The sequence below is a fragment of the Nocardioides sp. NPDC051685 genome, assembly GCF_044453405.1.
Classification (GTDB): Bacteria; Actinomycetota; Actinomycetes; order Propionibacteriales; family Nocardioidaceae; genus Nocardioides.
In genome coordinates this window covers 16556-37297 of record NZ_JBITCR010000022.1, presented here as the reverse complement: position 1 = coordinate 37297, position 20742 = coordinate 16556, and the positions used below count along the sequence as shown (strand labels likewise).

General features: G+C 69.8%; 28 protein-coding genes. 13 read left to right on the top strand and 15 right to left on the bottom strand.

Annotated elements, in window-relative coordinates:
* The 4 genes from ACIA03_RS29995 to ACIA03_RS29980 all read left to right on the top strand — a co-directional run.
* The coding region (locus ACIA03_RS29995) for a biotin/lipoyl-containing protein (RefSeq protein WP_396989162.1) at nt 1-819 on the top strand (819 nt) is incomplete at its 5' end.
* A 299-nt stretch (nt 820-1118) separates the two neighbouring features.
* Entirely contained in the window at nt 1119-1700 is a 582-nt protein-coding gene (locus ACIA03_RS29990; RefSeq protein WP_396989161.1) for an adenylate kinase, read from the top strand.
* Between the two features lie 83 nt (nt 1701-1783).
* Nucleotides 1784-2227 (top strand): hypothetical protein, encoded by a 444-nt coding sequence (locus tag ACIA03_RS29985; RefSeq protein ID WP_396989160.1) that lies wholly within the window; start codon nt 1784-1786, stop codon nt 2225-2227.
* Nucleotides 2228-2310: 83 nt separating this feature from the next.
* A complete protein-coding gene (locus ACIA03_RS29980) occupies nt 2311-2877 on the top strand; it encodes a DUF305 domain-containing protein (protein ID WP_396989159.1) in 567 nt (188 codons plus the stop codon).
* A 49-nt stretch (nt 2878-2926) separates the two neighbouring features.
* Here ACIA03_RS29980 and ACIA03_RS29975 read toward each other — a convergent pair whose 3' ends face one another.
* Nucleotides 2927-4441 (bottom strand): ABC transporter permease, encoded by a 1515-nt coding sequence (locus ACIA03_RS29975; RefSeq protein ID WP_396989158.1) that lies wholly within the window; start codon nt 4439-4441, stop codon nt 2927-2929.
* Complete coding sequence (locus ACIA03_RS29970; protein ID WP_396989157.1) at nt 4438-5091, bottom strand: ATP-binding cassette domain-containing protein; 654 nt, start codon at nt 5089-5091, stop codon at nt 4438-4440. Before ACIA03_RS29970 ends, ACIA03_RS29975 begins: the two co-directional genes overlap by 4 nt.
* Before the next feature lie 242 nt (nt 5092-5333).
* On the opposite strand from ACIA03_RS29970, the gene egtB reads away from it, so the two are divergent.
* Genes egtB through egtD form a run of 3 tightly spaced genes read left to right on the top strand, consistent with a single transcriptional unit; the run spans nt 5334 to nt 8061 of the window.
* Complete coding sequence (gene egtB, locus ACIA03_RS29965) at nt 5334-6590, top strand: ergothioneine biosynthesis protein EgtB (RefSeq protein ID WP_396989156.1); 1257 nt, start codon at nt 5334-5336, stop codon at nt 6588-6590.
* A complete protein-coding gene (locus ACIA03_RS29960) occupies nt 6587-7057 on the top strand; it encodes a hypothetical protein (RefSeq protein ID WP_396989155.1) in 471 nt (156 codons plus the stop codon). Before egtB ends, ACIA03_RS29960 begins: the two co-directional genes overlap by 4 nt.
* Nucleotides 7054-8061 (top strand): L-histidine N(alpha)-methyltransferase, encoded by a 1008-nt coding sequence (gene egtD / locus ACIA03_RS29955; protein ID WP_396989154.1) that lies wholly within the window; start codon nt 7054-7056, stop codon nt 8059-8061. The genes ACIA03_RS29960 and egtD overlap by 4 nt, the downstream gene beginning before the upstream one ends.
* A 93-nt stretch (nt 8062-8154) precedes the next feature.
* On the opposite strand, the gene ACIA03_RS29950 is transcribed toward egtD, so the two are convergent.
* The 6 genes from ACIA03_RS29950 to ACIA03_RS29925 are packed head-to-tail and all read right to left on the bottom strand — an operon-like array spanning nt 8155 to nt 10750.
* Nucleotides 8155-8739: a hypothetical protein gene (locus tag ACIA03_RS29950; RefSeq protein WP_396989153.1), complete on the bottom strand. Its 585-nt coding sequence runs from the start codon at nt 8737-8739 to the stop codon at nt 8155-8157.
* Nucleotides 8736-9335, bottom strand: coding sequence for a DUF6286 domain-containing protein (locus ACIA03_RS29945; protein WP_396989152.1), 600 nt, complete (start codon nt 9333-9335; stop codon nt 8736-8738). Before ACIA03_RS29945 ends, ACIA03_RS29950 begins: the two co-directional genes overlap by 4 nt.
* The gene (locus tag ACIA03_RS29940) at nt 9332-9736 is read right to left on the bottom strand and encodes an Asp23/Gls24 family envelope stress response protein (protein WP_396989151.1); all 405 of its coding nucleotides are present in this window, start codon (nt 9734-9736) and stop codon (nt 9332-9334) included. The genes ACIA03_RS29945 and ACIA03_RS29940 overlap by 4 nt, the downstream gene beginning before the upstream one ends.
* The gene (locus ACIA03_RS29935) at nt 9729-9905 is read right to left on the bottom strand and encodes a DUF2273 domain-containing protein (RefSeq protein WP_141794238.1); all 177 of its coding nucleotides are present in this window, start codon (nt 9903-9905) and stop codon (nt 9729-9731) included. Before ACIA03_RS29935 ends, ACIA03_RS29940 begins: the two co-directional genes overlap by 8 nt.
* Nucleotides 9906-9929: 24 nt before the next feature.
* Nucleotides 9930-10268 carry a hypothetical protein gene (locus ACIA03_RS29930; protein ID WP_396989150.1) on the bottom strand — a complete coding sequence of 113 codons (339 nt, stop codon included), beginning with the start codon at nt 10266-10268 and terminating at the stop codon, nt 9930-9932.
* A 2-nt stretch (nt 10269-10270) separates the two neighbouring features.
* Complete coding sequence (locus ACIA03_RS29925; protein WP_396989149.1) at nt 10271-10750, bottom strand: Asp23/Gls24 family envelope stress response protein; 480 nt, start codon at nt 10748-10750, stop codon at nt 10271-10273.
* Between the two features lie 177 nt (nt 10751-10927).
* Here ACIA03_RS29925 and ACIA03_RS29920 point away from each other — a divergent pair, with 177 nt between their 5' ends.
* From ACIA03_RS29920 to ACIA03_RS29910, 3 genes are all read left to right on the top strand, one after another.
* On the top strand, nt 10928-11497 hold the full coding sequence (locus tag ACIA03_RS29920) for an RNA polymerase sigma factor (protein WP_396989148.1): 570 nt from the start codon (nt 10928-10930) through the stop codon (nt 11495-11497).
* Entirely contained in the window at nt 11488-11961 is a 474-nt protein-coding gene (locus ACIA03_RS29915; protein WP_396989147.1) for a hypothetical protein, read from the top strand. The genes ACIA03_RS29920 and ACIA03_RS29915 overlap by 10 nt, the downstream gene beginning before the upstream one ends.
* Nucleotides 11962-12078: 117 nt before the next feature.
* The gene (locus ACIA03_RS29910; protein WP_396989146.1) at nt 12079-13077 is read left to right on the top strand and encodes a serine protease; all 999 of its coding nucleotides are present in this window, start codon (nt 12079-12081) and stop codon (nt 13075-13077) included.
* A gap of 25 nt (nt 13078-13102) precedes the next feature.
* On the opposite strand, the gene ACIA03_RS29905 is transcribed toward ACIA03_RS29910, so the two are convergent.
* Together ACIA03_RS29905 and ACIA03_RS29900 are read right to left on the bottom strand one after the other, a co-directional pair.
* The gene (locus ACIA03_RS29905; protein WP_396989145.1) at nt 13103-13357 is read right to left on the bottom strand and encodes a hypothetical protein; all 255 of its coding nucleotides are present in this window, start codon (nt 13355-13357) and stop codon (nt 13103-13105) included.
* A gap of 46 nt (nt 13358-13403) precedes the next feature.
* Complete coding sequence (locus tag ACIA03_RS29900; RefSeq protein WP_396989144.1) at nt 13404-14264, bottom strand: LuxR C-terminal-related transcriptional regulator; 861 nt, start codon at nt 14262-14264, stop codon at nt 13404-13406.
* A 170-nt stretch (nt 14265-14434) separates the two neighbouring features.
* On the opposite strand from ACIA03_RS29900, the gene ACIA03_RS29895 reads away from it, so the two are divergent.
* Nucleotides 14435-15043: a hypothetical protein gene (locus ACIA03_RS29895; protein WP_396989143.1), complete on the top strand. Its 609-nt coding sequence runs from the start codon at nt 14435-14437 to the stop codon at nt 15041-15043.
* Nucleotides 15044-15207: 164 nt separating this feature from the next.
* On the opposite strand, the gene ACIA03_RS29890 is transcribed toward ACIA03_RS29895, so the two are convergent.
* The 4 genes from ACIA03_RS29890 to ACIA03_RS29875 all read right to left on the bottom strand — a co-directional run bounded on the left by ACIA03_RS29890 (nt 15208) and on the right by ACIA03_RS29875 (nt 18272).
* Nucleotides 15208-15756: a lecithin retinol acyltransferase family protein gene (locus ACIA03_RS29890; RefSeq protein ID WP_396989142.1), complete on the bottom strand. Its 549-nt coding sequence runs from the start codon at nt 15754-15756 to the stop codon at nt 15208-15210.
* A gap of 24 nt (nt 15757-15780) precedes the next feature.
* On the bottom strand, nt 15781-16266 hold the full coding sequence (locus tag ACIA03_RS29885; RefSeq protein WP_396989141.1) for a GtrA family protein: 486 nt from the start codon (nt 16264-16266) through the stop codon (nt 15781-15783).
* Between the two features lie 73 nt (nt 16267-16339).
* Complete coding sequence (locus tag ACIA03_RS29880; protein ID WP_396989140.1) at nt 16340-17809, bottom strand: peptide MFS transporter; 1470 nt, start codon at nt 17807-17809, stop codon at nt 16340-16342.
* A 73-nt stretch (nt 17810-17882) separates the two neighbouring features.
* Complete coding sequence (locus tag ACIA03_RS29875) at nt 17883-18272, bottom strand: winged helix-turn-helix transcriptional regulator (RefSeq protein ID WP_396989139.1); 390 nt, start codon at nt 18270-18272, stop codon at nt 17883-17885.
* An 87-nt stretch (nt 18273-18359) separates the two neighbouring features.
* On the opposite strand from ACIA03_RS29875, the gene ACIA03_RS29870 reads away from it, so the two are divergent.
* Nucleotides 18360-19244: an NAD(P)-dependent oxidoreductase gene (locus tag ACIA03_RS29870; RefSeq protein ID WP_396989138.1), complete on the top strand. Its 885-nt coding sequence runs from the start codon at nt 18360-18362 to the stop codon at nt 19242-19244.
* 57 nt (nt 19245-19301) lie between these two features.
* On the opposite strand, the gene ACIA03_RS29865 is transcribed toward ACIA03_RS29870, so the two are convergent.
* A complete protein-coding gene (locus ACIA03_RS29865; RefSeq protein WP_396989137.1) occupies nt 19302-19901 on the bottom strand; it encodes a TetR family transcriptional regulator in 600 nt (199 codons plus the stop codon).
* A 62-nt stretch (nt 19902-19963) separates the two neighbouring features.
* Here ACIA03_RS29865 and ACIA03_RS29860 point away from each other — a divergent pair, with 62 nt between their 5' ends.
* Complete coding sequence (locus ACIA03_RS29860) at nt 19964-20452, top strand: cupin domain-containing protein (protein ID WP_396989136.1); 489 nt, start codon at nt 19964-19966, stop codon at nt 20450-20452.
* Nucleotides 20453-20742: the final 290 nt, after the last annotated feature.

The following is a 20742-nucleotide window of genomic DNA, read 5'->3' as shown; positions in this document are numbered from 1 at the left end:
GCCGGTGAAGAGCTCGGCTACGACGACCCCGAGATCCGCGGCCACTCCATCGAATACCGCATCAACGCCGAAGACGGCGGCAACAACTTCATGCCCGCCCCCGGCACCCTGACCGAATGGGCACCCCCGGCCGGGCCCGGGGTACGCCTCGACGGCGGCTATGAGAAGGGCGAGACCATCCCGGGCGCCTTCGACTCCCTCATCGCCAAGCTCATCATCACCGGCCGCGACCGCACCCAAGCACTCGAGCGCTCGCGTCGTGCGCTGGCCGAGTTCAAGGTCGACGGGATGCCGACCGTCATCCCCTTCCACCAGGCCGTCGTCACGGACCCCGCCTACACCGCGGAGAACGGCTCCTTCGACGTCTACACCACCTGGATCGAGACCGACTTCGACAACCAGATCACCCCCTACGCCGGCACCACCGGTGAACCCACCGAAGACGGTTCAGGTGGCGAGCGTCAGACCGTGGTGGTCGAGGTCGGCGGCAAACGCCTCAACGTCTCCCTGCCCGCCGGCCTCGGCGGCCTCGGCGGCCTCGCGGCCGGCGGCACCGCCGCGAAGAAGCCCAAGCGCTCCGCGAAGAAGACCGGCGCCGCCGCCTCCGGTGACTCCGTCACCTCCCCGATGCAGGGCACCATCGTCAAGATCGCCGTCGAGGAAGGCCAAGAAGTCACCGAGGGCGACGTCGTCGTGGTCATCGAAGCCATGAAGATGGAACAACCCCTCAAGGCCCACAAGACCGGCACCATCACCGGCCTCAACGCCACCGTCGGCGAAACCGTCGCCAACGGCGCCGTGATCGCCGAGATCAAGTAGCTGAAGGGATCCGTGATGACACCACCGTCTGCCACCCTCCCAAGGCCTCCGTCACATGGCAACGTGGGCGTGCAGTGGCTCGCGACGGCGCCTCAGACACAGCCGCGGCACTCTCGCCACCGGCTGCCCTGGGGCACCGTCCACATCCGGAGGAACGGCTCCAAACGAACGGCCTGCGGAGAACCGACAGCGCTCTGGTACACCTTCTGGGAACTCCCCGTCGACCTGACGTCTCCCGAGATGTGCCGCGCCTGCGCGCAACGTGCCGCCGGCGATCACAGGATCACGAGAGACGTCTGATGCGGATCATCATCATGGGCCCGCCCGGAGCCGGCAAGGGCACCCAGGCCAAGCACCTCGCCCAGCACTTCGGCATCCCGGCCATCTCCACCGGCGACATCTTCCGGACCAACGTGTCGCTGGCCACTCCACTCGGGCTGGAGGCCAAGCGCTACCTGGACGCCGGCGAGTACGTGCCGGACGAGGTCACCAACAACATGGTTCGCGACCGGATCGACGAGCCCGACGCGACCAACGGCTTCCTTCTCGACGGCTATCCCCGCACGCTTGCACAGGTCGAGGAGCTCGACGGGATGATCAGACCCACCGGCCACGAGCTCGACGTCGTCATCAGCCTCGTCGTCGACGAGGGCGAGGTCGTCGAGCGGCTGCTGCAGCGTGCCCGGATCGAGGGCCGCGCCGATGACACCGAGGACATCATCCGCCGCCGCCAGGAGATCTACCGCGAGCAGACCGCACCGCTCATCGACGCCTATCGCGACCGAGGCCTCATCGTCGAGGTCGACGGCCTCGGCGAGGTCGATGAGGTCACCAAGCGGATCCTCAGCGCCTGCGACTCATCCGCAGACGCCATCTGTTGAGACGCGAACCGTGACATCTGGACCCCGGGCACAGAGCCAGACCAAGAACCCGCCACCTTTCGGCGTCGCCTAGGATCGACGCCATGCAGGATCTCCGATCGCCGACGCAGACACGCGGCGCGCGCCTCGTGCTCGCCGCGGTCGCGGTGGCGCTGTTCGGGCTCCTGTCGATGCACGGCTGGGGTTCCCACGCCGGCGCACACCCTGTCGGGGCCCATGGCATGAGCGTGATGACTGCCGGGGGCCACGAGGATGCCCAGGTCCTCCTGTCGACGGCTGATCGTGTCGAAGTCGGCAGCGTCGGACCACACGTCTCGTCCGAGGTCCCGGCGGACGGCGAGGGCGGAGGCCTTCTCGGCCTCTGCCTCGCGATCCTCAGCGGGTTGATCCTGGCCGTCGCCCTGTTCCTGGCGCGACGTCGCATCCGGCTCCTCACGAGCCTGCTCCCGACCTGGCCGAGCCCGGTCTTCTACGGGCGCGACCGCGACCCGCCCGATCTGCTCCAGCTCTGCGTGATCCGCTGCTGACAGGCCGTCGCCACGAGGCACCCACCCGGGTGGCTCGGGCTTTCGCCTGCCCAGAACCAGATCACACAGATGGAGCAACTCTCATGCGCAAGACCCTGACGGCCGCGATCCTCGCGACCACACTGATCACGCTCGCCGCCTGCGGCGGCGGGAGCGACAGCGACACCGCCGAAGGACACAACGACGCCGACGTCACGTTCGCCCAGGAGATGATCCCGCACCACCAGCAGGCCATCGACATGGCCAAGGCCGCCGAGACCCGTGCCGAGAGCCAGGAGGTCAAGGACCTCGCCGCCGACATCGAGGCGGCGCAGGATCCCGAGATCGAGACCATGACCGGCTGGCTGGAGTCGTGGGGCGAGGACGTGCCCGACGAGGGCATGTCGAACATGGATCACGGCGACATGTCCTCGGACGAGATGACCGGGATGATGTCGGAGGAGGACATGACCACGCTCGAGAACGCCACCGGCGCCGAGTTCGACCAGATGTTCCTCACGATGATGATCGAGCACCACGAGGGCGCGATCGAGATGGCCAAGACCGAGCAGGCCGACGGTGAGTCCGCCGACGCCAAGGCCCTGGCCGACGACATCGAGACCGCTCAGACCGAGGAGATCAAGACGATGCAGGAACTGCTGAAGTCCTGACCGTCACCCACGTGCCGGGCAGGCCCCAGGGTCTGCCCGGCCCGCTCCCTCAGGTGGCGCGGGGCGACGACGACGCCGGCCACGCATTGGTACGCCACCACAGGAGGCTGGTGAGCACGGTGAGCACGAGCAGCCAGACGCCGGCGTACAGCAGCGGCACCGTCTCGTCGAACGAGGAGGTGAGCGCGCCGTCGAGGACCAACCGAGTCCCTCCGTACGCCGGAAGCCATCTCGCCCACGGATCCGGCTGGACGCTCAGCATCGGGCTCTGGGAGATACCGACGTCGAGGAACGGCACGAGAAAGGCGAGGAACACACCGCTGACCCGGCCGAAGAGCGGCCCGACGAGCACTCCGACGAGGGCGTAGGTGCCGGCGACCAACAGGTTCCCCAGTGCGTAGACCGGCCAGTCGGCCGGGGAGAAGACCGCGGCCGCCACGGCCAGCGACACCGCTGCCGCGACCAGCACCGCGGCACCGACCGTGGTGAGCCGGACCGCGAGGAGGACACCCGGACGCAGGCCCGCGAGACACAGCCGTCGATCGGTCTCACCCGTGGCGAGGATCGTGAACAGGCCGACCAGCATGGCCAGCGACGCCACCGCGATGGGAGTCATCGTTCCCGCATGGATCTCGGCCGGATCGAACATCCTCACGGCCAGCCGCCCGCTCTCGCGCACCGCGATGCCGGTGTGCCCGTGCGGCGTGATGACGTCGGAGAGGACGATGAAGACTCCGGGCACGACCGCCAGCAGCGCCCACATCGCCGGGTTGCGTCTCAGGGCCCGCATGCCCATGCCGAGACCACGGCGGTACTGGTCGCTGCGGGATCCGGCTGCGCGCCGGCTGCGACGGTTGCCACGACCGACGGCCGAGGTGCGCACGATGAGCACCGCCGAGACGCCCAGCGATACGGCCACCCAGGCCGCACTGATACCGAGATCGCCCAGCCAGCCCGCGTGTCCAGACGGGGTGTCGGCAACCCACAGCGAGACGAAGTGCGTGGGCAGCAGGCGAGTGACCGGACTCTGGCTCGAGGACAGGGTCGGCCCGAAGAACACGTCGAGGATCCACACGAAGAGCACGACGACCGAGCCGTTCACCGGGTCGCGCGCCACGCTGCCCACGGCAGCGCCGATGCCGAGGTAGACCAGGGCGAACATGGTGGTGCCGATGACCAGCCGACCTGGGTGGTCCACGGGCTCACGCAGCGCCAGCACCACCAACGAGACGGCGGTGGCGACCACGGCCAGGAACGTCCCGGTCAGGAGCCGAGCCGCGACGAGCGTCAGCGGCCGGGCTCCGCACAACAGCAGGCGACGGTCGGCGTCGCGGGCGGCGGAGACCTGGAAGTACATGGCCACCGCGGCGAGGAACCCCGCCGCCCACCCTGCGGTGGCCTGCTCCAACGCGGTGCCGTCACCGCCGAGAAGCCGCGCCGCGTCCGCGAGCGAGTCCGCGGCGACGAGCACGAAGACGACCGGGACCAGCACCAGGACGATCAGGTTGGTGGAGTTCCTCGCGTAGTCACGCAGGAACCCGCGTGTGAGGATCCACCAGGTCACCGCGGGACCGCCTTCCCGTCGCGGATCTCCACGATCCGGTCGAAGCGGTCCTCGTCGACGACGAAGTGGCTCACGATCAGGGCACTGCGGCCGGCGGCGCGTCGATCGGCGACCAGGTCCCAGAACTTCAGGTACGTGTCGAAGTCGAATCCTGCATACGGCTCATCCAGCAGCAGCACCTCGGGGTCGGCCAGCAGGGCCAGGGAGAGGTTGAGCTTGGCCAGCGTGCCGCCCGACAGCTCATCGGCTCGTACGTCGGCGTAGCGGGCGAAGCCCAAGGTCTCATACAGGTTCTCTGCCGAGGTTCGAGCCTGCGCGGACGTGAGCCCGTAGGCGGCTCCGAACAGCTCGACATGGTCGTCGCAGGTCAGCCGCCCGTACACCTGAGGCACCTGTGGGCAGTATCCGATGCGCCCCTCGTGGATCACCGTTCCCTCGTCCTGGGCCAGGGCGCCGACGAGGATCTTCATCACGGTGGACTTCCCCGATCCGTTCTCGCCGACGAGGCCGACCACCTCGCCGGCACCGAGCTCCAGATCGAGCCCACGCAGCACCGGGTGCCGGCGCCGTCTGGGCCACCAGCCTCGACGGAACGACTTCACGATCCCCACGGCGTGCAGCACGTTTCCGACCGCGACCGGTTCGCGCATCGCTCTCCTCCTCGACCTCGGGCGGTGGAGCCGCTTGCCCTCAGCCTGGATCTGCACGTCGTCCGCGGCGAGGGTAGTTGGGTCACGCTCGGAGGCCGTTGGTCCCGAACCAGCGTGAAACCAGGGGCGGTATCGGCTCGGTCGCGACGGTCGTCGAGAGGGCGCGGCGGGGGTTGGGCGACCAGGCAGAGTGGTTGGTAGCACTCCCCGCACGACCGACCTGCCCCGACAGGAGACGTGAGATGGACACGACCACCGCGATCGCCCGCTTCGACGAAGTCCGGGCCGACACCGAACGCCTCGCAGCACCCCTCTCACCCGAGGACCAGACGGTCCAGTCGATGCCGGATGTCTCCCCCACCAAGTGGCATCGCGCGCACGTGACATGGTTCTTCGAGACCTTCGTGCTGGCCGAGCACGAGGCCGGCTTCACACCGTTCCAGGACCAGTACTGGTTCCTCTTCAACAGCTACTACGAGCAGGTCGGGCCGCGATACGCCCGGCCGATGCGCGGCGTGATCAGCCGCCCCGGCGCGTATGAGGTCGGCGACTACCGGCGCAACGTCGACGACCGCGTCAGGGACCTGCTCGACCGTGTGGACGAGGGCACCTTCGCCAAGCTCGCCCCGACCATCGAGCTCGGCTTCCACCATGAGCAGCAGCACCAGGAGCTGTTGCTGATGGACATCAAGCACGTGCTGTCGCTCAACCCGCTGCAGCCGATCTACGCCGGTCAGCCGGCCCCGGGCGACGGGACCGACCGGCTGGGGTGGGTCGACATCGACGGCGGCCTGGTCGAGATCGGTTCCGAGGGTGGCGGGTTCTGCTTCGACAACGAGCTGCCCCGGCACCAGCAGTGGCTGGAGCCGTACCGGCTCGCCGACCGGTTGATCACCAACGGCGAGTGGCTGGAGTTCATCGCCGACGGCGGCTACCGGCGCCCCGAGCTGTGGCTCTCGGACGGGTGGGCGCGGGTCAACGCCGAGGGCTGGGAGGCACCCTTCTACTGGCGCGAGGCCGACGGGGAGTGGTTCGAGCACACCCTGCACGGCACGTCACCGCTCGACCCGGGGCTGCCGGTCTGCCACCTGAGCCACTACGAGGCCGACGCGTACGCCACCTGGGCCGGCAAGCGCCTCCCCACCGAGGCCGAGTGGGAGCACGCTGCCCGGACCTACGAGGTGACCGGCAACCTCGCCGACCGGGACAGCTTCCACCCACGCGCGGCCGGCCCCAGGACGGGCGGCCTGCGACAGCTCTTCGGGGACTGCTGGGAGTGGACCTCCTCGGCCTACCTGCCCTACCCGGGCTTCCACCCCGCCGCCGGCGCGATCGGCGAGTACAACGGCAAGTTCATGTCGAGCCAGATGGTGCTCCGCGGCGGCTGCGCGCTCACCCCGCCGGGACACACCCGAGCCTCCTACCGCAACTTCTTCCCTCCTGGCGCACGCTGGCCCGTCACCGGTCTCCGGCTCGCCGACGACGGGCGTCGTGCGTGACCTGGTCGGCTGCTATCCCGTGCGCCCATCGCGCCATCCTCGGACCGCCCCGGACCCATATCGACTGGGCCTGCCCTCATGACGACTGCCCGGCTCCGCTGCGACTCGGTTCGTGGACCGTGGCGGTCAGCGGCACCATCGACGCCTCGTGGACGCTCATCCTCGACAAGGCGCAGCACGAGCGCCTGCCGGTCGGCTCGGCCCTGATCCAGATCGCCAACGAGCTGGAGGCCGGTGGCTTCTCGGTCCTCCTCAGCGACGGGGAGGACCTTGCCCTGCTGACCGGGGACGAGGGCAGCCACCTCGCCCAGCCCGCGGCCTGGGAGTACGTCGTCAGCAGCCGTCCGCTCCCAGAAGCTCCGTCCACCCCGATCCCGCCGCGCACCATCGGGGTCCTCAGCCCGTGCGGGCCCACCTGGTGGCGGCTCGACACCCCTCGCCACAACCCGAAGGAGAACCTCGCGTGACCCTCGACATCGACGCCCGGACCGACACCAGCACACCAGCCCGGGGCAGGATCATCACCCTGCTGAGCGCCGAGGACCTGCGGCAGAGCCTCGCAGAGGATGCCCGCACCGGCTTGAGTGCCTCACCGAAGTGGCTGCCACCGAAGTACTTCTACGACCAGCGCGGTTCGGAGCTGTTCGAGGAGATCACCCGGCTGCCCGAGTACTACCCGACACGCACCGAACGGGCGTTGCTGACCGAGCGCGCGAGAGAGATCGCCGAGGCCTCCGACGCCGAGGTGCTCCTCGAGCTCGGATCAGGCTCCTCGGAGAAGACCCGGCTCCTGCTCGATGCGCTGGCTCGGACCGGCCGGCTGACGACGTACGTCCCGGTCGATGTCAGCGGCAGCGCGCTCACCCAGGCGATGGACGCACTCGCCGAGGAGAGGCCGGGGCTCGCCCTGGAGGGGGTCGTCGCCGACTTCGACCAGCATCTCGAGCAGCTGCCGACTCCGGGACGCCGGATGATCGCGCTGCTCGGCAGCACCCTGGGCAACTACGACCGCCCCGGGCGCGAACGGTTTCTGCGATCGATCGCCGCCGCCATGCAGCCGGGGGAAGGTCTGCTGCTCGGGCTGGACCTGGTCAAGGACCCCGGGCAGCTGGTCGCCGCCTACGACGATGCCGCCGGCGTGACCGCCGAGTTCAACCTCAACGCACTGCGCGTTCTCAACCGGAGCCTGGGCGCCGATTTCGACCCCGACGGGTTCCGGCACCTGGCGCGTTGGAACGCCGAGGAGGAACGGATCGAGATGCGGCTCGTCGCCCAGGACCCGGCCCGGGTGGAGCTGAGCGAGCTCGACCTCGTCATCGAGTTCGACAAGGGCGAAGAGCTTCTCACCGAGCTGTCCTGCAAGTTCCGTCGAGGCAACGTCGCCGGCGAGCTCGAGGCGGCCGGCTTCGGCGACCTCCGCTGGTGGACCGACCCGGACGAGGCGTACGCCCTCGTTCTGGCCAAGCGCTGAGTGCTGCGCGCCGACTAGCCGCTCGATGCCCCTGGCGACGTCGCGACTTCGCCCCCGCGCGAGGTCGCGACGCCATCAGGGGCATCGAGCCGGTCAGCGCACGCGCATGTGGGACTGCTGTCGTCCCTTACCCCGCCGCGGCGGGTCGATGAGGACCCGGCAGGTGATCGAGTCGTCGGGGAAGGCCGCGGCGACGTCCCGGGAGCAGGTCTCGGCGGCGTCCGCGACGGGCGCGACCGCGGCAGCGGGGTCGATGTGCCCGCGCAACAGGATCACCGGCCGCGAGCGGATGGTGAGCACCGTTCCGGTGACCCCGGTGAGCGGGGCCAGGTTCTCGAGCCTGGTGGCGGCCGCATCCGCGATCGAGCGGAGGTCGGCCTGGACGCGTCCGGTCTGGTCGCTGGCGTCGAGACGCAGGGTCGAGGGTCCGCGCCGGCCCAGGTGCGCCAGTAGCCACGCCAGGCCGATCAGGCCGAGCAGGACGCCGGCCGCGGCGAACGCCCACGGAAACCAGTCGGACGTGACGATCTCACGCGCCGGGCCGGTGGACAGCTCGGCCGGGTAGGTCCGCAGGACCCATCGGTACTGCCAGTCGACGATCAGCAGACCCAGGGCGATCACGAGCACCGCCACCAGCAGGATCATCAGACGGTCGAACCTGATCACGCGTGGAGTCATCGGGGCACCTCCGTAGCCCGCACCTTGATGCTGGTCGAGGTCGGTCGGCCGACCTCGTCGTCGAGGAAGGCCCTGACGTGCTCGGTCACGGCGGCAGCCTCCTGGGGACCATCGGGGGTGTTGCGCGCAGCGACGACGATGTCGACGACGACGCGACGCCGGCTGCTGCGTGAGGAGTCGGCCGACATCACCCCGGGGAGCCGGTCGGCGGTCTCCTGGGCGATGGCCGCGACGGCGCCGGGCGCGAGCCACAGATCCGCATCGCCTGCGACCCGAAGGTGCGTACGCCGGCCGGGCCGGATCGCGAGCCAGAGCACCGCCAGCCCGACGAGGGCGATCCCTCCGCCGGCGGCGGCCAGCCCGACCGAGGGGCCGATCCCGTCGAGGCCGGCGACCAGGTCGGGGACGACCGGAGACCCGGTGGCCCAACCCTGGCTGACCAGGAGCTCGCGGACGGCAACCACGGCGACCCCGATCAGCACCAGGGCGAGCACGATGGCCGTCGGGACCACCACGGGCGCTCTGCGCGGTTGGGCGCGTGGTGGCGCGGGGCGGGTGATCTGTTCGGCTGATGGTTCGACGGTGTGCGTGCTCATTCCACCCTCCTGCCGGTGTCCTCGGCGGCCGACGGGTCGACCGCGTGCACGGTGACGTCCACGCTCCGGATCTCGATGCCCGAGAGGCGGAACGCCTCCTGGCGTACGGCGTCCCGAGCTGAGGTGGCGACGCGGGAGACGTTGCCGGGCCAGGCCATCGCGACGTCGAGCTTCACCCGGACGGCGCGCCCCTCGGCCGTGATGTCGGCCTTCGGCAGCGCCGACCCGGTGACCCGGCCGAGGGCGCTGCGATGAGCCACCGTGCCCGGTACCTTCAGCGCGACGCGCTCGATGATCCGCTGGAGCGCCTTGTTCCGGACGTCCAGGGTCCCGCGGTCCTCCGCCAGGTCGGAGGTCTCGGCGTCGACGAGGTGCATCGGGCGCGTGGGAGCCTCAACCACGGCGTCCTCGCAGCATGCTGCGGAGGTCGAGCTCGCCGTCGACATGGCCACCGATGAGGTAGCCCGCCCCGCCCAGCACGATGGCCAGCAGCAGGCCGACCAGTCCCCCGGTGACGATGGCGATCGTGAGCAACAGTCCGGCGACCAGGCCGAGTGTCGAGTTGGTCATGACGTGTTCTCTCCTTCTGAAAGGTCAGAGCGCGGCCGGAGCCGAGCCGGTGCTGCCGGGCGGGAGGATGTCTTCGACGGTGACGTCCACGGGGCCCGCCACGTACGGCCGGACCGCCTCGCGCACGGCGTCGGTGGTGCCGAGGACCGGAGTCCCCCAGTGGAGCACCACGTGGATCGAGCAGCCGGGCTCGCGCATCCTGATCCCGTTGACCCGGCGCCCGGGGAGGTAGGTGGCCACCTCCCCGGAGACTCCGGCGTGCAGGTCGTGGACACCGGGCACGGCGAGCACGGCGGCCGCGACCACGTCCACGACCTCCGGCTCGGCGCCGACACCGTCCTGCGGGTCGGGGCCGGCGGGCACCGTCACTCCACCCGCCGGGCGGCGTCCGCGTCAGCGTCGCCGGACTCGTCCTCGAGGAAGACGTCGTGGACGGTGATGTTGACCTCGGTGACCTCGAGGCCGGTCATCCGCTCGACCGAGGCCTTCACGTTGCGACGGATGGCCGAGGCGAGGTCGGGGATCGAGGTGCCGTACTCGGCGACGATGTCGAGGTCGGCGGCCGCCTGCCGCTCCCCCACCTCCACCGCGACGCCCTGGCCCAGGTTCGTACGCGAGCCCGGGATCCGCTCGCGGATCGCCCCTGCCGCACGCGCCGCGCCACCACCGAGGTCGTGCACGCCGCTGATCTCCCGCGCCGCGATCCCAGCGATCTTCGAGACCACGGTGTCGGCGATCGAGGTACGGCCGTACTCGGAGGCCAGAGCGCTCGAGTCGGTGCGATCCACCGGCTGGCCGTCGGAGCCGTTGGTCGAGCTCGTGCTTCCGGACTTCGTCTGCGTCATGAGAAGAACCTTCCTGATTCGTGTTCGGTCGTACTGATGCTGGTTAGTCGCGGCATCGGACCGATGTGTCACAAGAATCTGGGTGTGTTCTGGATCACATCTCTTTGCTTGGGGATGGTAGAACTCTCGTATTCGGACACTGCCCTCGCGTGGCAGCAGACGAGGAACTCGGGGGCAATGTCGAAATCGCAGGCGTCATCTGAGCCATTGGCGACGGATGAGTCGCTGGTGCGCGCGGCCCGCCTGGGCGACCATGAAGCCTTCCGAGAGATCGTGGATCGTCATGGCCCCGCCATGTATCGGTACGCCCTCCACATGGTCGGCGACTCCAGCGACGCCTCCGAAGTGACCCAGGAGGCGTTCGTCTCCGCGTGGCGGAGCCTGTCCGGCTTCGCGGGGCGCTCCTCCCTGCGTACCTGGTTGATCCGTCTCGTGCACCGTCGCGCGGCCGACCTCCAGCGCAACCGACGCGCGACACCCATCGACGACGGGCTGATGTCGCGGCTGACCCCGGCCGCGCCGGACAACCCGCTGCAGTCTGTTCTGGACGCCGAGCTTCTGGAAGCGTTGCAGCTAGCATTGAACGAACTGCCGTGGCACCAAAGGGCGACCTGGCTGTTGCGGGAGGTCGAAGAGATGAGTTACGAGGAGATCTCCATCGCCCTGGCCATGCCGATCGGCGCCGTCCGCGGACACCTGTACCGCGGACGACGCACACTCGCGGAGAGGATGGCCCGATGGCGCTAGATCCCAGCCCGCTCGGGCGCGCCATCCGCGCCGCCCGTGCCGAGGAACCCCCCGGTTGGGTCAACCTGGCCGAGTCGATCATGGCGCGCGTGCGCCGGGTCGTCGTCCCCTCCGAGCCGATCCTGACCTTCACCGAGCAGGGCACGTCGACGCGCGATGAGGAAGGCTCCGAGACCTTCGTCTCCGCGCGCGTCGTCAGTGCGGCGCTGCGCCGGCTTCTCCAGGAGCACCCGACCCACGCGCCCGACACCATCGAGCTGCACGTCGACGAGGGCCGTCTGACCGGCATCGAGATCCGCCTCGTCGCCAGGTACGGCATCGAGCTCCACCCCCTCGCCGACACCCTGCGCCCGCAGATCCTCGAGATCGTCCGGGACCTCATCGGGCCGGCTCCGGGCGTCGACCTCTCCGCGATCGGGATCGAGTACGTCGACGTCACCCGAGGCAACCCGAACCGGTCCTGACCCGAGGGCCGGTACGCCGGTCACCCGCGTATCAGCGTCCTTCCGGACGCACTCCTCCCAGTGAGGCTCTGGTCGTCCTGGAAGGTCCAGAAGCTGGAGCCGACAGGGGGAACGAAAATGAACAACGAGGATCTGTTCACGGCACAGTCAGAGGCCGTGCCCGAAGAGCTCACGGCCGTCGCCGAGTCGAAGGCGTCGGTCGAGGAGGAGCTGCTCGGCATGGAGAACGTGGTCGGCGTCGGGGTCGGTCTCAAGATCACCAACGGCGAGCAGACCGAGACGCCGAGCGTCATGGTCCTGGTCAGCCAGAAGATGCCGACCGATCTGGTCAGCGACGCGGACACCGTCCCGGACACGGTCGACGGCACACCGACCGACGTCCTCGAGGTGGGGCACCTGTTCGCCGGCGGCAGCCAGCAGCTCATGGAGACCCAGGAGGTCGATGCTCAGACCCTGGCCACCCGGATCCGTCCGGCCCGACCGGGATTCAGTGTCGGGCACTACAAGATCACCGCCGGAACGATCAGCGCCGGCGCGTACGACCTGAGCCCCGTCCCGGGGATCCCGCCGCGCTACTACATCCTGAGCAACAACCACGTGCTCGCCAACTCCAACAACGCCAACATCGGCGACCCGATCCTGCAGCCCGGGCCGTTCGACGGGGGTACGGCTCCGGCGGACGTGATCGGGCGGCTGGCCCGGTTCGTGCCGATCAGGTTCGACGGGTCGTGCAACTACGTGGACGCCGCCGTCGCGGAGGTGCCGTTCCACATGATCGACCGTGACATCTACTGGAACGGCTACCCGGCCACCGCCGCCAAGGCAGCCACCGTCGGCATGCTCCTCAAGAAGACCGGCCGCACCACGAACTTCACCACCGGCCGGGTCACCGCCGTCGCAGCGACGGTGAACGTCAACTACGGTGCCGGGAAGGTCGCGAAGTTCTGCAACCAGATCATCACGAGCAACATGTCAGCCGGCGGCGACTCCGGCTCGATGGTGCTCGACCTGCAGAACAACCCGGTCGGGCTGCTCTTCGCGGGATCGAGCGTGGCGACCATCCTGAACCCGATCGCGCTGGTCCAGCTCTCCCTCCAGGTGCGCGTCTGGCCGTGATCGGCCCAGGGACCCGGAGATGCCGTCAGCTCTCAGCCCTGAAGGCGTCTCCGGTCTCCACCCGCACCGGCAGCCCCTCGCACTCCTGCGGCACTGCCCGCGCCCCGGCCGAGGACGAGTCGAGGGCGTAGACCACCAGCTCCGGTCCCCCGTCCGCGGCGACCCCGATCGCGACGCCCTGGATGTCCTCCCCGATCCACTTCTCGGCGACCGTGAGCGCGCGCCGGGATCGCTCGTCTATCGACGGGATCTCGGCGTAGAGGTCGTCGTCCTCGCTCATGTCTCCAGGCTACGCCTGGCGTCCATGAACACAGTCGCTTTCACCATCAGCGTCCGCTGCCCTCCAGGCTGAGCACGCCGCTGTTCCGCCGCAGCTCCTCGCGCGAACGCAGGCCGAGCTTGCGCAGCGTGTGCGACATGTGCGTCTCGACGGTGCGGGGCGAGAGGAACAGCTCGGTGGCGATCTCTCGGTTCGTCCGCCCCGCGACGGCGAGCAGCGCGATCTCCCGTTCCCGGTCCGAGAGGTCCGTACCGAGCGCCCGGCGCCCTCCTCGCCATGGACAGGGAACAGCGACCCCGTGGCCACGCATGAGCTGGGTGACCCTGGCGATGTCGCGCCGGGCGTCCAGTCCACCGTAGGTGCGCAGCGCGCCTTCGAGGAGCGCCGGGCCGGAGTCCGCTCCCTGCGCGCACCGCCAGTCGCCGAGCCGCTCCTCGACCTGTGCCGCGACATAGACGAGTCCGGCAGCCGCTGCCGAATGGCGCGCGGAGGCCAGCGACCGCTCGACGGACGCCGCGTCGTCGTCGGCCTGCGCGACCAGCGCCTCGCACGTGCGCAGCGCGGCGATCGCGGCCGGAGCATCGACATCCTTCAGGTGGTCGGCCAGGTCGGCGACCTCGGCGCGGACCTCTGCCACGGTTCGGGACAGCGCGGTCTGGGCGGGGATGAGCGGCCAGACCGAACCCACCTGCTCGCAGTCGGCGATCACCTCGGCCAGCTGCTCGCGCGCATCGGTGCCGGTCGCGGTCGCGGTCAGCACGGGCCCGTGCAGCAGACGGGCGTCCAGCGAGGCTGCTCCGAAGCCGAGCGCCGGAGTGGCGAGATCTCGTACGCGGTCGGCCAGACCGTCCCAGCGGCCGCTCTCGTAGTCGGCCATCGCTCGGACGAGGACATAGACCTCGGCCACCCGCTCGAACCCGGCCGCCTCCGCGACGGCGCGGCCCGGCCGAGCTTCGTCGCCAGACGTACCCGGGCGTCAGGCGGCAGGCTCGCCATGTCGGCCGTCGCCTGGCGGAGGAGGTCTGCGGCGATGGCATCGTTCCCGCGCCGGACCGCCTCGTCGGCGGCGGCCTCGGCATGACGGGCGAACTCGGCCGGGCGACCGGCCCGCTGGTAGTGGTGGGCGATCCTCGCAGACTGCGGCGTCCCCTCGGACTCTTCGAGGACGTGGGCGGTGCGCAGGTGGAGCCAGCGGCGCGTCGACGGCGGCACCTCGTCGTAGACCGCCTGCTGGGCGAGGACGTGGCGGAATCTGCTCTGCCCCTCGTGGTCGTGGAGCAGACCGATCGCGTACGCAGCATCGAGCGCCCTCGCGACCTTCCGCGTGCTGTGGCCGGTGACCTCGGCGACCCCGACGGCAACGCCCACGGCTCCGACATCCCCTGGGACGTGACGATCTCGGAGGACGGCACACGTGCGGTCGTCACCGGCGAGTCGGCGGACACCGAGACCGACCTCGACTACACCACCATCGCCTACGACATGGCCAGCGGCGAGAAGGTGTGGTCGGCGAGCTACGACGCCACCGCGGCCTCGGACGGCGCCAACGGCGTCGTGCTCGACCGCGGGCCTGACGGCAAGCGGCGCGTGTACCTCACCGGAGCCAGCACCATCGGATTCGACCCGGTCGGCATCGACAGCAACATCGACGCGGCCGCGGTCGCCTACTTCGACCCGTTCGAGTAGGCCCGGGGCCACGGGGCCGGCCGGTCGGAACTTCGACGACACCCGCAGCGTCGTGCCGGGTTCCTCCGGCGACCCGACCGCGGCGAACAGGTCGGCTCCCGTCGATGAGAGCAACATCCCAGCAGAGACCGGGTGGTGGTCACCTTCGACGGGAAGTTCCTCGACTACAACTGGCGAGGACCCACGACAGTGGCCGCTGTCTCGGGTGAACGAATTTTCGTTCGCCCGAGAACGGGGTCGACCGCCACCACGGTCCGGTAGCCGGTGCGACGGTGCCAGAGGCCCCGCAGGGCATAGGCGCACATGCTGACGGTTCCGAGGACGATCAGATGGACTCCGGCGGCCTGGGCCACGGCGACCGAGGCGGCTGCGCCGGGCGCCGCCACGGCCCAGCTGCGCACCTGCCGGCTCGCGGCCGAGCCGGTCGAGGCCCAGGTCGCGAAGTGCTCGCAGTTGTTGCGGACCAGGTGGTAGCCACGCATCCCGAGACGAGACTCGGCTCGGCTGACGATCTCCTCGGACGGCAGCGGGCTGCGGTAGGTGCGGACGAATACGGGCCCGCCGCAGGCGAAGGACTCGAGCGAGCTCCTCTCCACACGCCGGCCGCTGGCAGCGGTGCCCGTGTAGTGGATGACGGTCCCATCGCCGGCGTCTATGGCGTGGTGGGTGTAGTAACGACCGCGGCGGACGTAGATGTGGTCACCACGCGCCACCGGAGCACCTGCCTTCTCGGGCCGTCACGCTGCGGGCTCCCACGGCTCGCGAACCACGGGCTGGTTGAACACGAAGCGCCGGAACACCCAGAATCGCGTCGTGGTGCTGATCCCCAGCCCGATCACGTTGGCCGAGACGTTGTCCGCGATCGGGCTGGACAGCCCCAGGACATAGCGGCTGACCCACAGGCACACGACGGGGATGGCCATCGTGAGGGCGCCCAGGACGAAGAACCTGACCACGCCGGTCACCTGATCGCGAGCGTCACGATCCCGGAACGCCCACAGCCGGGTCCCGACGTACGCCACGACTCCGGCGACGACGTTTGCCAGCACGTACGCGACGATCGGAGCGCTCCGAAGCGGGGCCGAGCCGAGGAGCAGGCCGTGGGCCAGCGCGTTGAAGCCCACGAACGACACCGCGGTCGCCAGACCGCCCACGGCCATGAATCGAACCACCTCACCGAGCAGCCGAAACGCCTGGCGTCTCCAGCTCGATGCGGCGGTCACCTTGACGATGCTACCGACGAAATAGGCCCCTCTGCCTGCCCTTTTAACGAAAGGGCAGGCAGAGGTCGACGAGTCAGTGCACGCCCGCCATCAACCGCCGGATGGGCCGGTTGCCGACGAGCAGGAGCACACCGACGACGACCGAGGCGAGGCCGACCCACCAGAAGAAGCCGCTGTCGTCGCTCACGTCGTAGAACTCCGCCAGCCGGCCGGACATCGCGGTCCCGAGCGCGATCGAGAGGAAGAACAGCGCCATCATCTGGGTCTGGAAACGCTCGGGGGCGAGCTTGGTCGCCAGGGAGAGGCCGACCGGGGAGAGCAGCAGCTCGGCGAGGGTGAAGAGCAGCAGGATGAACGCCAGACCCACGAGCGGCACCGCGTGCGAGCCGCTCGGCATCAGCAGGAAGACCCAGAACGCGATGCCCATCAGGATCGTGCCGACCGCGAACTTCACCGGCGTCGACGGCTGCCGGGAGCCGAGCCGGGTCCACAGCGCGGCGAAGACGCCGGCGAGCAGGATGATGAAGACCGGGTTGATCGAGTTGACCCACGAGACCGGCATCTCCCAGCCGAACAGGTCGCGGTCCAGGCGCTGGTCGGAGTAGACCACCATCACGGTGAACTGCTGCTGGTAGAGCGACCAGAAGACCGCGCTGGCGATGAAGAGCGGGACCATCGCCCACACCCGGCTCCGCTCGATCGCGGTGACGTGGCGGCTGAGCAGGATGACGGCGAAGAGCGCGACCGCGGCGACGGCGCTGATGCCGATCACGATGTTGGCCAGGCGAGGAGCGGTGATGACGCCGGTCAGGCAGAGCACCACGATCGCCACTACAGCGGCGACGGCGATGCCGATCCAGCGGCCGCGTTCGGCGGCGGGAAGCGGGTTGGGGACGACGCGGCTCGCGGCGGGGAGCGCCTTGCGACCCAGCGTGTACTGCACCAGGCCGAGGATCATCCCGACCGCGGCCAGGCCGAAGCCGAAGTGGAAGCCCCACTGCTTCTGCAGCAGACCGGTCAGCAGCGGGCCGACCAGGGCACCCAGGTTGATGCCCAGGTAGAAGAGGGAGAAGCCGGCGTCGCGGCGCTCGTCATCGGCGGCGTACAGGGTGCCGACCAGGGTGGACGCGTTCGCCTTCACACCACCCGAGCCGAGCGCGATCAGGACGAGCCCGACACCGACCCCGGCGATCCCGGGGATCAGCGCGAGGCCGAGGTGACCGAGGACGACGAGGCAGGCAGAGGCGAAGAGCGTACGCTCCGAGCCGAGCAGGCGGTCGGCGATCCAGGCCGCGATGATGGTCGAGAGGTAGACCGCGCCGCCGTACGCTCCGGCGATGCCGAGCGCGACCGTCTCGCTGATCCCGAGACCACCCTGGGCCGCGGAGTAGTAGAGGTAGATCGCCAGGATGCCCTGCATCCCGTAGAAGCTGAACCGCTCCCACAGCTCGACGCCGAACAGGTTGGCCAGTACGCGTGGCTGGCCCAGGAAAGACCGCTCGCCGGGATCGCCGGCCTTGGTCTCACTGTGCAGTTGAGTCATTACTTCAGGTTCACAAGGCCCCGCTCCCCCGCCCAAATCGCGAGAGGCGGATAGCCACCCTATGTGACTTGATTCACGCTCGCTCGGGCCGGGGTAGCAAGCCGGCGTCGCGGTGCTCGACCAACTCCGGCTGCTCGCGGGCGATGCGGTCCATCCCCCAGCGGCCGAGCGGCCCGAGCGCGGCGTTGAGGCTGCGGCCGTGCTCGGTCAGCGAGTACTCCACCCGCGGCGGCACCTCGGCATAGACCTCCCGGTGCACCAGCCCGTCCTGCTCCATCTCGCGCAGGTGCTGGGTCAGCATCTTCTCGCTGACGCCGGGCAGGCCTCGGCGCAGCTCCGCGAAGCGGCGTACGTCATAGGTGTCGAGCTCCCACAGGATCAGCCCCTTCCACTTGCCGCTGACCACGTCGAGCGCGGCGTCGATGCCGCAGATGTAGGGACCGCTTCGGGCCGACTTCGTCACGGGACTGCTCCTCACGAACCTTTTGGTAAGTACCCCAGTAAATAGTGGGTACTCCCGCAATCGTAGGCGAGTCGTGAGGATGGTGCCATGAACCAAACTCGCACCCCCGTCACCGTCATCGGCCTCGGCCCCATGGGCCAGGCGATGGCCCACAGCCTGCTCGCCGCCGGGCATCCGGTGACCGTATGGAACCGCACCGCCTCGCGCGCCGACGAGGTCGTCGCCGCCGGCGCCCAGCTGGCCGACTCACCGGCGAAGGCCGTCGCCGCCAGCGACCTGGTCGTGCTCAGCCTGACCGACTACCAGGCGATGTACGACGTGCTCGGCTCCGCCACCGACGAGCTCGCCGGCCGTACGGTCGTCAACCTCAGCTCGGAGGCCCCCGAGCGCACCCGCCAGGGCAGCGAGTGGGTCACCGGGCACGGCGCCAGCTTCCTGACCGGCGGCGTGATGGTCCCCGCCCCGATGGTGGGCACCCCCGATGCGTACGTCTATGTCAGCGGTCCCGCCGAGGTGCTGTCGCGGCACGAGGACGCGCTGGCCCGGATCGGGTCCGTCCGCTACCTGGGTGAGGACCCCGGGCTCGCTCAGCTGATGTACCAGGCCAACCTGGACATCTTCCTCACCTCCCTCTCCTCCCTGCTCCACGCCGTGGCGCTGCTGGAGACGGGCGGCATCAAGCCCTCTGCCGCTCTGCCCGAGCTCATGCAGACCCTCGCCGGCATCCCGCCCATGCTCGCCGCCGGCGAGGACCTCGGCACCCAGCTCGAGGCCGGCCAGCACCCCGGCCACCTGAGCACCGTGACCATGATGGGCGCCACCACCGACCACCTCGTCGAGGCCAGCGAGGCCGCCGGCATCGACACCGACCTCCCCCGCGCCGTCCAGGCCCACTACACCTGGGCCCGCTCGCGCGGGTACGGCGCCGAGAACTGGTCCCGGATCATCGACGCCATCCGTCCGTACGTCTGAGGTGTGAGCTGTCGCAGGAACGGCCGCAGCGTGCGATCGGATCCGCAGCGTCGGCCCTCAGACCTCCTGGGCGGCACGACGAACCAGTGCAACGGCCGACCAGACCATCTGCTCGACAGCCTGCTCACGGGTCAGGCCGGCGATGTCGGTGAGCCAGACCAGCGACTCGATCCCACTGACGGCGCGGACCGCGATCGCCAGGCGACGTACGCCGTCATCGCCGAGCTGCTCGGCCAACGGCGCGAGCGCCTCGGTGAACCAACCGATGGCCCGTCCCTGGCGTAGCGGTAGCTGGCGTGACTCCGTGTCGGGCTCGAGCGAGAGCCGGAGCATCGTGCGTTGCTGCGGCTCGGTGTCCACCACCATCGCCATGAACCCTCGGACCGCGGCCGCCATCCGCTCCTCCGGATCGTCGCTCACCTCTCCGGGAAGCATCGAGGTCGCGTCCACCTCGGGGTGGGCCGCCAGCAACAGCGACTTCTGGGTCGGGAAGTAGCGGTAGGCCGTCGTACGCGACACCGAGGCCGCCTCCGCCGCCTCGGCGACCGTGGGTGGCCGGCCGCCTAGGGCGACCAGATCACGCGCGGCCGCGACGAGCGCCTTTCGGGTTCGTTGTTTCTGGCGGGCTCGCCCGGTCTGTTCGTACGCCGTTGACATCGGACTCACGGTACCGTAGTTTCGTTATGGGACGCTAGTCCCATAACGCCAGGAGGCGCACGATGCCGATCACCACAGCCGCCCTTGTCCGCAACGCCGACGAGGCGGAGCGCCGTTGGTTCTACGGCGGCGGCCTCCACAGCTGGCTGGTCCGCGAGAGCGAGGCGGGCGATGGATTTCTGCTGTTCGAGGACACCGTCGACCCGGGCAAACGCACCCCGCTGCACACCCATCCCGCCGCCGACGAGACGTTCTATCTGCTCGGCGGCTCGATCCTGCTCCACATCGACGGCGTCGAGTACGAGGTACGCACGGGCGGGGTCGCGGTGATCCCGCGCGGAGTGCCGCACGCGTTCCTGGCCCAGGCGGAGGGCGCTCGCATGCTGTGCCTGCACACGCCCGGAGGCGGCGAGGACTTCTACCGGACCGCCAGCGAACCCGCGGTCCCCGGCCAGCCGGCCGTAGCCGTCGACTTCGACCGGGTCCGGCAGGCGGCCGCCTCGACCGGCAGCATGACGATCGTGGGACCGCCGCCGTTCCGAGCTGCGTAGCCCAGCCCCTGGAGCGCATCGACCAGCTCGGACGGGTCATGCAGATCCATCGAGCGCCCCAGCCTCCACTCCGCTGCCTCGTTCGTCGGCGGCCTTCGCCGCGTGGCTGGATGACTCTGGCGCCACTCGCATGCCTCGTTCTGCGATCCTCTAGCCCGGACGCGAGGTCACCGCCCTCCTCGCTGAGGCCTTGCGGCCCCGCTAGACCACGCGTTCCCGTCCCCAACACCGGGGATGCACACCACTGATACGGGACGCCGGGGAAGAGCCACGACTGTGCTTGGCACACA

Excerpts from the sequence above, each read along its gene's own strand:
- ACIA03_RS29990 (WP_396989161.1), top strand. The coding sequence starts at position 1,119 with ATGCGGATCATCATCATGGGCCCGCCCGGAGCCGGCAAGGGCACCCAG.
- ACIA03_RS29985 (WP_396989160.1), top strand. The coding sequence starts at position 1,784 with ATGCAGGATCTCCGATCGCCGACGCAGACACGCGGCGCGCGCCTCGTG.
- ACIA03_RS29980 (WP_396989159.1), top strand. The coding sequence starts at position 2,311 with ATGCGCAAGACCCTGACGGCCGCGATCCTCGCGACCACACTGATCACG.
- ACIA03_RS29970 (WP_396989157.1), bottom strand. The coding sequence starts at position 5,091 with ATGCGCGAACCGGTCGCGGTCGGAAACGTGCTGCACGCCGTGGGGATC.
- egtB (WP_396989156.1), top strand. The coding sequence starts at position 5,334 with ATGGACACGACCACCGCGATCGCCCGCTTCGACGAAGTCCGGGCCGAC.
- ACIA03_RS29950 (WP_396989153.1), bottom strand. The coding sequence starts at position 8,739 with ATGACTCCACGCGTGATCAGGTTCGACCGTCTGATGATCCTGCTGGTG.
- ACIA03_RS29945 (WP_396989152.1), bottom strand. The coding sequence starts at position 9,335 with ATGAGCACGCACACCGTCGAACCATCAGCCGAACAGATCACCCGCCCC.
- ACIA03_RS29935 (WP_141794238.1), bottom strand. The coding sequence starts at position 9,905 with ATGACCAACTCGACACTCGGCCTGGTCGCCGGACTGTTGCTCACGATC.
- ACIA03_RS29925 (WP_396989149.1), bottom strand. The coding sequence starts at position 10,750 with ATGACGCAGACGAAGTCCGGAAGCACGAGCTCGACCAACGGCTCCGAC.
- ACIA03_RS29920 (WP_396989148.1), top strand. The coding sequence starts at position 10,928 with ATGTCGAAATCGCAGGCGTCATCTGAGCCATTGGCGACGGATGAGTCG.
- ACIA03_RS29915 (WP_396989147.1), top strand. The coding sequence starts at position 11,488 with ATGGCGCTAGATCCCAGCCCGCTCGGGCGCGCCATCCGCGCCGCCCGT.
- ACIA03_RS29910 (WP_396989146.1), top strand. The coding sequence starts at position 12,079 with ATGAACAACGAGGATCTGTTCACGGCACAGTCAGAGGCCGTGCCCGAA.
- ACIA03_RS29905 (WP_396989145.1), bottom strand. The coding sequence starts at position 13,357 with ATGAGCGAGGACGACGACCTCTACGCCGAGATCCCGTCGATAGACGAG.
- ACIA03_RS29895 (WP_396989143.1), top strand. The coding sequence starts at position 14,435 with ATGACGGGCGAACTCGGCCGGGCGACCGGCCCGCTGGTAGTGGTGGGC.
- ACIA03_RS29880 (WP_396989140.1), bottom strand. The coding sequence starts at position 17,809 with ATGACTCAACTGCACAGTGAGACCAAGGCCGGCGATCCCGGCGAGCGG.
- ACIA03_RS29870 (WP_396989138.1), top strand. The coding sequence starts at position 18,360 with ATGAACCAAACTCGCACCCCCGTCACCGTCATCGGCCTCGGCCCCATG.
- ACIA03_RS29865 (WP_396989137.1), bottom strand. The coding sequence starts at position 19,901 with ATGTCAACGGCGTACGAACAGACCGGGCGAGCCCGCCAGAAACAACGA.
- ACIA03_RS29860 (WP_396989136.1), top strand. The coding sequence starts at position 19,964 with ATGCCGATCACCACAGCCGCCCTTGTCCGCAACGCCGACGAGGCGGAG.